Below are 10,762 nucleotides of genomic sequence, written 5' to 3' on the forward strand. Positions count from 1 at the left end.
TGCAAGCCCGCTCTGCTCTCGCTGGCAGCGTCGGTTGTGAACAAAGAGAACCAGAAAAACTTTTTGAGATGCTTGCGTATCTCTTGAGCCTGCCGGGTACCCTTGGCTTTGATTCTTTTGGGGTGTGAGCAATAGCGGGCTATTGAGTGTCATACCTTATGCCCGGCTATTGCCACGCCCCAAAGAAAGTTCAATGCCAAAGGACTGCGGAGCCTAAGGAGTAGCGCAGCTATCGGAAAGTCTTTTGGGTACCTTTTCTTCAGAAAAGGTACGGTTCCTTCCGGCACAGTGCAATATAAACCTACGGTTAAAAATATTTTTCCGCATGCCAAGCCGCTGTTAGCGTAGCATAGCGACGGCACGTTTCACCGCAGCCGTGGCGATGTCGATCTCCTCCGCCGTGTTGTACAGTCCGATGGAGAGGCGGCACATCGCCGTCAAGCCGTAATGCGTCATCACCGGCTCCGCACAATGAGTGCCCGTCCGGATCGCTACCCCCAGCTTATCGACGATCATGCCGATGTCGGCCGGATGCGTCCCCTCGACCGTGAACGAAACGATCGGACTTTTTCCTGACACGGTGCCGTAAATCCGCAATCCTTCTATATCGTTCTGGAGCAGGGTAGTGGCCTGTTCCAGCAAAGCGTTCTCATGCCTCTGTATCCAATCCGGATCGAGCGACTGGAAATAGTCGATCGCCGCCCCCAATCCGATCGCTCCGACGTAATTCGATGTTCCGGCCTCGAATTTCAGCGGAAGTTCGGCATAGGTCGTCCCCATCGGCAGCGTGACGGTTCCGACCATATCCCCCCCGCCCATGTACGGCGGCAGCTCTTCGAGCCACCGTTCCTTGCCGTACAGCACGCCGATCCCCGTCGGCCCATACAGCTTGTGGCCGGAAAAGGCGTAAAAATCGCAGTCCAAAGCCTGCACGTCCGTCGCCGCGTGTACAATCCCCTGACAGCCATCGACCAGTACCGGAATGTCATGTGCATGGGCGGTCGCAATGACAGTCGGCAAGTCCGGCATCGTTCCCAACACATTGGAAGCCTGTGTCACCGCCACGATCCGCGTCCGTTCGTCAATCAGCCCGGGTAACAGATCGAGCCGCAATGCCCCCGCATCGTCGAAAGGCAGCACCCGCAGTTCCGCTCCCGTCCGGAGAGCCGCGAGCTGCCACGGTACCAGATCGGAGTGGTGCTCCATCTCGGTGATCAAGATATTGTCTCCGGCGTGTATGTGTTTCTCTGCAAACGATGAGGCGACGAGATTGACGGATTGTGTCGCGCCGCTGGTGAACACGATTTCCCGTGTCGAGGCCGCATTGAGCATCGCCCTCACCCGTTCCCGGGCCTGTTCGTACCGGGCGGTGGTCTCCTCTGCCATATAATGGATCCCGCGGTGGATATTGGCGTTCATCGTCCGGTGCAGCTCGTCTACGGTGCGGATCACAGCTTCCGGCTTCTGAGCGGTCGCGGCGGTGTCCAAGTACACCAAGGGCTTCCCGTTCACGGTGGCGGAAAGAATGGGGAAGTCGGAACGTATCGCTGCTATGCTCTTCATAATCTGATTCTTAATCGTTCGTTTTTCGATCCCATATTTGATTTTTGCGGGAGTGCCGTTTTTTACGGCGGTTTATCGTGGTGCCTGCGGAGGCGTATTCGAGCCACGCGACAGAGTTTGCTGCTTCCGCCGCTGTCGGCGAATCGGTGCTGCTCGGCACACGAAGCGGGTCGTAACTGCCCCCAATTTCGCAGGCTGCGCTTAAATAAATCCTTGCAAACTCCAAAGTCCCGACGGGCAGACGATACGTCGTATCGCAGTCTTTAGTGCTCTTTCTGCAAAAAGAGGACGCTTCCTTCCCGCAGTTAAAAATGATCGGGGAAAACGGACGGTTAAATATTTTGTAATCGTTTGGAAATTTTTTCGTGCAGCAGGTGTCCGAGCTCTTCAATGCGGCTGTGGTCGATGATTTCGCCCGTAAAGCCTTCAATCTGAAGCCGTTTCGCCGCTTCGAGGCCGATCCCCCGCTGTCGCATGTAGTAGATCGCTTCCGGGTCGAGCCGCCCGATGGTGGCCCCGTGGTTGCATTTCACGTCGTCGGCGTAGATTTCCAATTGCGGCCGGGTATCCACCCTCGCGCCGTCGCTCAGCACGATGTTGTGATTCTCCTGCAAAGCGACGGTTTTCTGCGCATCCCGGGCGACATAAATCTGCCCCGTAAAAATCGCCCGCGCTTCGTCCGCCGCCACCCCCTTGAACAATTGGTTGCTCGTACAGTGGCCCGCAGCGTGGTGCATGCGGATGTAGTTGTCGCAATACTGCGTGCCGTCGGTGATATAGGCCCCTTCGAGGTTGCATTCCGATCCCGGTTCCCGCAGCGACACGAATTGATTGCGTCGCAGGAAAGCGTTGTCGAGGTCGATCGTGGCTATTTTCACGTGCGAGTCCCGATTTTGGCGGTTCAGTATCGTCTCGAAATAAACGGCGCGCGTCTCGACGACTTCGATGATCTCGACCGAAGCTCCCGCCGCCGCCTCGATGCAAGTGAGCGCATCGATCGTCGCCCGCGTTTCAGCGGCCCCCACTGCCGGATGGTGATACACGGCGATCCGGGCCGAAGCGTTGCGTCCTGCGCGGATGATGTTCCGCTGCACGTATCTGGCCGCTTTATCTCCGTTGCCGGGATAACGCATGTGTATGTAAAGTATGCCTTCCGCTTTGAAGTTGTCCGGGAGGTCGATCTGCACGCCTTGCGTCTTGGTGTCCGGCACGGCGAGGTTGGCGGCGATGAGCGGATCGCCTGCCATCTTATGTTCGCTTCCGGCGGTCAGTTTCGCGATTTCCGCCGCTGCTGCCGCGTCCTTTTTGTACAGACACGAGGCCGCTTCTGTTTCGATTTCCGTCGGAAAGAGCTCGCCGCCGCCATCCGACAAGGCTGCCAGCCGATCTTTCGGCGTGTATCTGTATCGTTCTTTCAGTGTGCTGTCCATAGTGTGTGCGGGCGAGTTATGCGTTATCCCCGTATTCGCGAATCAGCCAGTCGTAGCCGCGTTCTTCCAGCTCCCGGGCCAGTTCTTTGCCTGCCGAGTGGATGATGCGGCCGTGGTAAAGCACATGCACGACGTCCGGTACGATGTAGTCTAACAGCCGCTGGTAATGGGTAATGACGATCGTGGCGTTGTCCGGCCGCTTGAGCCGCGCCACTCCCGTGGCCACCACCCGCAAGGCGTCGATGTCCAATCCGCTGTCGGTTTCGTCTAATACGGCCAGCTTCGGTTCGAGCATGGCCATCTGGAAGATCTCGTTCCGTTTCTTTTCGCCGCCCGAGAAGCCTTCGTTCACGGCGCGGTTCATCAGTTTATCGCCTAACTCCACGATCTCGCTTTTTTGCCGCATCAGGCGCAGAAAATCTCCCGACGAGATCGGCTCTTCGCCGCGAAAGGCCCGTTGCTGGTTAATGGCTAACCGCAGGAAAGAGGCCATCGACACGCCCGGTATCTCGACCGGATACTGGAACCCCAGGAACAGCCCCCGGGCCGCCCGCTCTTCGATGCTCATCTCTAACAGGTTCATGCCCTGAAACGAGACCTCCCCTTCGGTCACTGCAAACCGTTCGTTTCCGGCCAGCACCGACGCCAGTGTCGATTTCCCCGAGCCGTTCGGTCCCATGATGGCATGCACTTCGCCTGCATTCACGGTCAGGTCGATGCCTCGGAGTATCTCTTTTCCTTCGTCTGCGACCGCGGCGTGCAGGTTCTTGATCGTTAATATATTCTGACTCATCATTGTGTCTTTTTGTCTCTTAGATGGTGTAAAGGGACTGTCGGTGGAACCGCAAAATCATCCCACGCTGCCCTCCAACGACAACGCCAGCAGTTTCTGTGCCTCGACGGCGAATTCCATGGGCAGTTGATTCAGTACCTCCCGTGCATATCCGTTGACGATCAGCCCTACGGCCTCTTCGGTCGAAATCCCGCGCTGGTTGCAGTAGAATAGTTGGTCTTCGCTGATTTTCGAGGTGGTCGCCTCGTGTTCGACCGTGCTGGTCGAGTTGCCGCATTCGATATACGGGAAGGTATGCGCTCCGCATTTGTCCCCGATAAGTAAGGAGTCGCACTGCGAATAGTTCCGGCACCCGGTCGCGGTCTTGGCCACCCGCACTAATCCCCGATAGGAGTTTTGCGAAAATCCGGACGAAATCCCTTTGCTGACAATGCGGCTCCGGCTGTTCCGCCCGAGGTGGATCATTTTCGTTCCCGTATCGGCCTGCTGCCGATTCCCGGTCAAGGCTACGGAGTAGAACTCTCCGACACTGTTGTCCCCGGCCAGAATGCAAGACGGGTATTTCCACGTAATGGCCGATCCGGTTTCGACTTGCGTCCAGCTGAGCTTGGCGTTCTCGCCTTTGCAAATGCCCCGCTTGGTCACGAAGTTGAATACGCCTCCCCGCCCCTCCTTGTCGCCCGGATACCAGTTCTGGACGGTGGAGTACTTGACTTCGGCGTCCCGCTCGACGACGATCTCCACAATCGCCGCATGCAGTTGGTTTTCGTCCCGTATCGGTGCCGTGCATCCTTCCAAATAGCTGACATACGCCCCTTCGTCGGCCACGATCAGCGTCCGCTCGAATTGTCCGGTGCCTGCGGCGTTGATCCGAAAGTAGGTGGAGAGTTCCATCGGACACTTCACTCCTTTCGGAATGTAGCAGAACGAGCCGTCGGAGAAGACCGCCGAGTTGAGTGCAGCGAAAAAGTTGTCGGTATAGGGCACGACACTTCCCAAATACTTCTTGACGAGTTCCGGATGCTCCCGCACCGCTTCCGAGAAGGAGCAGAAGATGATCCCTTGTTCCGCCAGCGTTTCCCGAAAGGTGGTCTTCACGGAGACGGAGTCGAGTACGGCGTCTACCGCCACTCCGGCCAATGTTTTCTGCTCGTCGAGCGGTATGCCGAGTTTTTCAAAAGTCGCGCGAAGCTCCGGGTCGACTTCGTCCATGCTGCTCTTGAGGCGTTTCTCTTTTTTCGGGGCGGCGTAATAGATGATGTCCTGGTAGTCGATCGGCGGAATTTCCAAGTGGGCCCAGTCGGGCATGGTCATAGTCTGCCATTTCCGGTATGCTTTGAGGCGGAATTCGAGCAGCCACTCCGGTTCCTCTTTCAATGCGGAGATACGCCGAATGGTCTGTTCGTCCAGCCCTTTGTCGATGGTGTGGGTGTCGATGTCGGTGGTGAAACCGTATTTGTATTCGCCCTGGGCGGCGTTTTCGATGATCTCTCTTTCTTCCATGAAACGGATGGTGTTACTCCTGCCGGTATTCCTAACAAACGGGATGCCGGTTTTGCAAGTCTCGCAAAGATACGAAAAAATGGGAGCGGACGAAATCGTCGTCCGCTCCCACTCTCTGACTGGCGTATGTCATTCCGGTTACTCGCCCTGCATCTCTTTCGAGAGTTCGTAGTAATGTTTGAATTTGGCTTCCGCTGCCGGGTCGTCGTTCTTTTTCTGATAATACAGACTTTTGAGCAGATCGACTATCGTGGCGTCTTTCGGGTTGAGTTCATGGGCTTTCTCGAGCAGTCCGATGGCGCTGTCGTAGAAAGGAATGGCCTGATCAATCAAAGCGTTGTACCCTTTCACGTCGTTGATGTCGAGTTTCTGGGCCTGTTCGATCAGTTTATCGCCTTTGCGGGCCTGCATGATCCCGGCATTCATGTAGCCGATCGGGTTGCTCGGGTCGACTTTGGTGGCTTCTAAGAAAGCGGCTTCGGCTTTGTCTGCTTCGCCCATCTGTTCCCAGAGAGAGCCTTCGAGCATATAAAGCGCTCCGTTGTTCGGATCTAGTTCTTTGGCTTTGGCGAGCATGGCGACGACTTTGTCCGGGCTGCGTTTGGTCTGGACGTAGAGGTCGATCAACTGAGTAACGAGTTGGTTGTTGGTGGGATATTTGACTGTGGCGGCTTCCAAGGTGGCGATGGCTTCTTCCAGCTTGCCCTGTTGCTGCTGGATGTATGCGATGTATGAATCCACCCCTCCTTGCTGATCGTAGCCGATTTCGCGCGCTTTGTTCAGGTATGTCAGCGCTTTGTCGTATTCGCCGCCTTCGTTGTATGCCACCCCTGCGTAATAGATCATCACGGAGTCTACCGTACCGAGCATTTGGTTGGTTTCAGCCGCTTTGGCGAACAGGTCGGCCGCTTCGGTTTTCTTGTCCAGTTTGTAGAGGTTCATCCCGTTGGTGTTGAACTGGTTGAGCAGATTCGTACCGACGATATATCCTTTACTGCTGAACACATTCGGATCGATCTCGTAGGCTTTTTTCAAGGCGTCGAAAGCGCCGTTCAACGCTCCCGGCCGGAATTCGTTCTTGGTGTTCCAGAAGGCTACCGATCCGTTGCCGTCTACATAGATGTCGTAGTTCTCGAAAACGTATTTTTTGTGGGCTTCGCCTCCGATTTCGACTTCGACGATTTCTTCCGGTTCGTCGGCGATCAGGTTGAGCGACTGCTCGATGGAAAAGCCTGCGATCAGCTCTTTGGTGTAAGCGTTCGACGCGGCCAGCAGAGCGTCGGCGCGTTCGATCCAGGTGTTCACCGCTCCTGCTTTCTTCGGGTCGGCGATGCTTTCGTCGCTTTTAGTCAGCCGTTTGTTGAGGTTGTCCAGCTCTTTGGTCTGGGAGCTTGCCCCCAGCGTGGTCGCTGCGGCGGCAAGAATCAAAAAGAGTTTTTTCATCGTTTTGTGGTATGAAGGGGTTGGTTTATTCGTTAGCGGTATCGTCGACAGCGGCGTTTTCAACCGGTGTTTCGACGTTTTCTTCTTCTTCGCTTTTGGGTACTGCGATCACGGATGCGATCGCATCGTTGTTCCTGAGGTTGATGACTTTGACTCCCTGTGCCGCCCGTCCGGTCACGCGAATGTCGGCCACCGGTATCCGGATCGTCAAGCCCGACCGGTTGATGATCATCAGGTCGTTTTCGTCGTTCACGGCCTGAATCGAGATCAGGCTGCCGGTTTTTTCGGTGATCTGAATGGTTTTGACCCCTTTGCCCGATCGTCCGGTAATCCGGTAGTCGTCGATGCCGGTCCGTTTCCCGTACCCGTTTTCCGACACGACCAGAATTTCCGGTTTCTGCCCCGGTTCGACGGTCAGCATGCCGATGACTTCATCCCCCGGATCAAGACTGATGCCGCGCACTCCGGCCCCTGTCCTGCCTATCGCCCGCACTTTTTCTTCTTCAAACCGAATGGCTTTCCCGTCTTTCGCGGCAATAATCACCTGCGCATTCCCCCCTGTCAGCGCCGCGTCGATCAGCTGGTCGCCTTCCTTGATCGTAATGGCGTTCACTCCGTTCAACCGCGGCCGCGAGTATGCCTCCAACAACGTCTTTTTGATGATCCCTCCGCGGGTGCACATAATAATGTAGTTGTTATTGACATATTCCGGATCGTTCAGCTTCCGTACGTTGATATATGCCCTTACTGTGTCGTCCGGTTCGATCTGGATGACGTTCTGGATCGCCCGTCCTTTGGACGACCGGCTCCCTTCCGGAATCTCGTATACTTTGAGCCAGTAGCATCTCCCTTTTTCCGTAAAGAAGAGCATGGTGTTGTGCATGGTGGTCACATACAGATGCTCGATAAAGTCGGCGTCGCGTGTGGCAGAGCCTTTGGAACCCACCCCGCCTCTCGATTGTGTCCGGTATTCGGACAGCGGCGTGCGCTTGATATACCCCAGATGAGAAATCGTAATCACCACGTCTTCGTCTGCATAGAAGTCTTCCGGGTTGAATTCTTCGGCAGTCAGCACGATTTCGCTCCGCCGCTTGTCTCCGTATTTTTCCTTGATTTCGCCCAGTTCGTCCTTGATGACCTGCATCTGCATCGGTTCGCTTTCGAGCAGTTCGTGGTAGTAGGCGATCATTTTGTGCAGTTCTTCGTATTCCTGCTGCAATTTGTCGTGTTCCAATCCTGTCAAAGCCCGGAGCCGCATATCGACAATCGCCTGCGCCTGTGCATCGCTCAGACTGAACCGGGCGATAAGCCCTTCTTTTGCCGTGTCCGCGGTCTTGGCCGCCCGGATGATTTTGATCACTTCATCGATATTGTCCTGGGCGATCAGCAGTCCTTCCAGTATATGCGCCCGTTCTTCCGCTTTCCGCAGATCGTATTTCGTCCGCCGCACGATGACGTCGTGCCGGTGCTGCACGAAGTATTTGATGAGCTGCTTGAGGTTCAATGCCCGCGGTTTTCCGTCCACCAAGGCGATGTTGTTGACGGAGAATGTCGATTGCAGTTGCGTGTATTTGAACAGGGTATTGAGTACCACGCTGGCCACCGCGTCATGTTTCAGGATGATGACAATCCGCATCCCGTTCCGGTCGGATTCGTCGTTGATGTACGAAATTCCTTCGATCTTTTTGTCGTTGATCAGCCCGGCGATCTTCTGGATCATCTCGGCTTTGTTGACTTGGTAAGGGATCTCCGTAATCACGATGCACTCCCGTCCGGATGCGGTATGTTCGATGTCGGTTTTCGACCGGATCACGATTCGTCCCCGTCCCGTTTCATATGCTTCGCGCACGCCTTCGTATCCGTAGATGATCCCTCCGGTCGGAAAGTCCGGCGCTTTAATGAGGTCGATCAGTTCCGAAATCTCGATGTCGGGGTTGTCGATATAGGCGTCTATGGCGTCGATCGTGTCGCTCAGGTTGTGGGGCGGCATGTTGGTCGCCATCCCGACTGCAATCCCCGAACTTCCGTTGACCAACAGCAGCGGAATTTTCGTAGGAAGCACTGTCGGTTCGTAAATGGTGTCGTCGAAGTTGAGGGTAAAATCCACCGTTTCTTTGTCGATGTCTGCCATCACTTCGTCGGTGATTTTCTTCATCCTCGCTTCGGTATAACGCATCGCTGCAGGACTGTCCCCGTCGATCGATCCGAAATTCCCTTGCCCATCGACTAACGGGTATCGCAATGACCAATCTTGCGCCATCCGCACCATGGCATCGTACACGGAGGAGTCTCCGTGCGGGTGGAATTTCCCTAATACTTCCCCCACGATTCTGGCGGATTTCTTGTACGGTTTATCCGAATATAGCGAAAGTTCGTTGCTCATCCCGTACAACACGCGCCTGTGCACCGGCTTGAGCCCGTCCCGCACGTCGGGTAGCGCTCTCGATACGATCACCGACATCGAATAGTCGATGTAGGCGCTTTTCATCTCCTCCTCGATATTGATCTTAATAATTCTCGCTTGCTGTTCTTGCATGGTGGATTAGATAAATCTTGTCTTGGCTTTTCAAACTGCTAAGGTAATGATTTGTTCCCGGAATAGCAAGGGATGCGCTTATATCCTTAATTGTACGGGCGTTTTTTATTAACTGTTTTTCGGCTTGTACGTGCCGTATTCCCCCTGGGCGGTCTTTGCCCTAAAAGCTCGGCAGCCGGCAGTTTCGGTTTGTGTGCCGAGCGGCGCTCGAACCGCAGCCGTTGGCTGTTTTATTGGCCGCCTCTACCCCAAAGCCCCGCGGACTCCGGGACGCACTCATGTTTCGGAACCGTACTTGTCTCGAGCGCCGATGAAAATCCGGTTCGACCTGGATCTCCCTATGTCGGGCCGCAGCCTCCCCCGGCGGAGGCCCGCAACTTTTTAATCGCTTGCGCGAAAGTTGCGTTCTCCGCAGGCTGCGACCTAAGGCATACAGGTGAAACTCCGGTTCGCAGAACCGGGCGGGCCGCAGTTTCTCGCAGCAGTCCCGAAGATTCCGCGTAGCGGGCGGGCCGGACGCCTCCCCCGGCGGAGGCCCGGTGCCGCTCGGCACTCGAGCCGGGCTGGAACTACCCGAAACGCCTCCGCTGGCGCGGCCCGATCACAAATAATAAGGAGCACGCGAAAGCATCCCCGGAAGCGTCGCGTTTTGCCTTGAGAAAGCCGGGCTGAACGACCGGCTTTCGACAAGGCGAAACCGGCTGGAGGCAGTTTGGCTTCGCCTTCCTCCTGGCACCTCGGCCATTCGAGCAAGCTCGATGGCACTCGGCTGCTGCGTCGGTTCTTTGTTTACTTTCTTTGCTGACAAAGAAAGTAAAAGCCCTGCCGGCTCGAGGCGGCTAAGAAAAAGTGCCCGCCCGGCAGGAGGGCTGCAAAAAAGTTTTTATAAAGAACAAACGCCCGCTGAGCCTTCCGACGGAGAGAAAGCCCCGCCGGCTGGAGGCGACAAAAAAGGAAGTGCCTCGCGGCATGAGCGGTGAAACGAAAACAAAAAGCCTGCCCGGCACGAAGGCACTAAACGGGGATGCGGAAGGGGAAAAACGAAAACCGCTATCCCTCGGTGTATAAGAGAGATAGCGGTGGAAGAAATACGGATCGTATCCGCTACGAACCGAAATTGTCGTACAGGATGTTTTCCGGCGGAACCCCCAGCGAGTCGAGCATTTTCAAGACGGCCGAGATCATCATCGGCGGCCCGCACAGCAAGTACAGGCATCCCTCCGGCTCTTCGTGATTTTTGAGGTAGTTTTCGTACAGCACATTGTGTACAAACCCCGCCGTATACTTCACCCCTGCGGCATCCGCTTCCGGATCGGGCCGGTCGAGGGCCAAGTTGAACGAGAAGTTCGGGAATTCCTCTTCGATTTCATGGAATTCATGGATATACGGCGCTTCCTTGAGTGCCCGTGCCCCGTACCAGAACGATACCGGCCGCCGCGTCCGTTCGGTCTTGAAGAGGTGCATGATGTGGCTGCGCATCGGCGCCATACCTGC

General features: G+C 55.8%; 6 protein-coding genes and 1 pseudogene. All 7 read right to left on the reverse strand.

Annotation, left to right across the window (positions count from 1 at the left end):
• Nucleotides 1-339: 339 nt before the first annotated feature.
• Nucleotides 340-1,563 carry a SufS family cysteine desulfurase gene (locus Q0Z93_RS07810; RefSeq protein ID WP_298064366.1) on the reverse strand — a complete coding sequence of 408 codons (1,224 nt, stop codon included), beginning with the start codon at nucleotides 1,561-1,563 and terminating at the stop codon, nucleotides 340-342.
• A gap of 332 nt (nucleotides 1,564-1,895) precedes the next feature.
• Entirely contained in the window at nucleotides 1,896-2,993 is a 1,098-nt protein-coding gene (sufD, locus tag Q0Z93_RS07815; RefSeq protein WP_298064369.1) for a Fe-S cluster assembly protein SufD, read from the reverse strand.
• 16 nt (nucleotides 2,994-3,009) lie between these two features.
• Entirely contained in the window at nucleotides 3,010-3,774 is a 765-nt protein-coding gene (gene sufC / locus Q0Z93_RS07820; RefSeq protein WP_298064374.1) for a Fe-S cluster assembly ATPase SufC, read from the reverse strand.
• 69 nt (nucleotides 3,775-3,843) lie between these two features.
• A complete protein-coding gene (gene sufB / locus Q0Z93_RS07825) occupies nucleotides 3,844-5,289 on the reverse strand; it encodes a Fe-S cluster assembly protein SufB (RefSeq protein WP_298064371.1) in 1,446 nt (481 codons plus the stop codon).
• Nucleotides 5,290-5,427: 138 nt separating this feature from the next.
• Entirely contained in the window at nucleotides 5,428-6,732 is a 1,305-nt protein-coding gene (locus Q0Z93_RS07830) for a tetratricopeptide repeat protein (RefSeq protein WP_298064372.1), read from the reverse strand.
• Between the two features lie 25 nt (nucleotides 6,733-6,757).
• On the reverse strand, nucleotides 6,758-9,268 hold the full coding sequence (gene gyrA, locus Q0Z93_RS07835) for a DNA gyrase subunit A (protein WP_298064373.1): 2,511 nt from the start codon (nucleotides 9,266-9,268) through the stop codon (nucleotides 6,758-6,760).
• Nucleotides 9,269-10,372: 1,104 nt separating this feature from the next.
• Nucleotides 10,373-10,762, reverse strand: a pseudogene (locus tag Q0Z93_RS07840) (NADH:ubiquinone reductase (Na(+)-transporting) subunit F); the annotation flags it as partial.

Origin of the sequence: uncultured Rikenella sp. (assembly GCF_947628055.1) — a bacterium.
GTDB lineage: Bacteria > Bacteroidota > Bacteroidia > Bacteroidales > Rikenellaceae > Rikenella.

Bases quoted from the DNA above. Each gene is read 5' to 3' on its own strand.
- Q0Z93_RS07830 (WP_298064372.1), bottom strand. From the start codon at position 6,732: ATGAAAAAACTCTTTTTGATTCTTGCCGCCGCAGCGACCACGCTGGGG.
- Q0Z93_RS07810 (WP_298064366.1), bottom strand. From the start codon at position 1,563: ATGAAGAGCATAGCAGCGATACGTTCCGACTTCCCCATTCTTTCCGCC.
- sufB (WP_298064371.1), bottom strand. From the start codon at position 5,289: ATGGAAGAAAGAGAGATCATCGAAAACGCCGCCCAGGGCGAATACAAA.
- sufD (WP_298064369.1), bottom strand. From the start codon at position 2,993: ATGGACAGCACACTGAAAGAACGATACAGATACACGCCGAAAGATCGG.
- gyrA (WP_298064373.1), bottom strand. From the start codon at position 9,268: ATGCAAGAACAGCAAGCGAGAATTATTAAGATCAATATCGAGGAGGAG.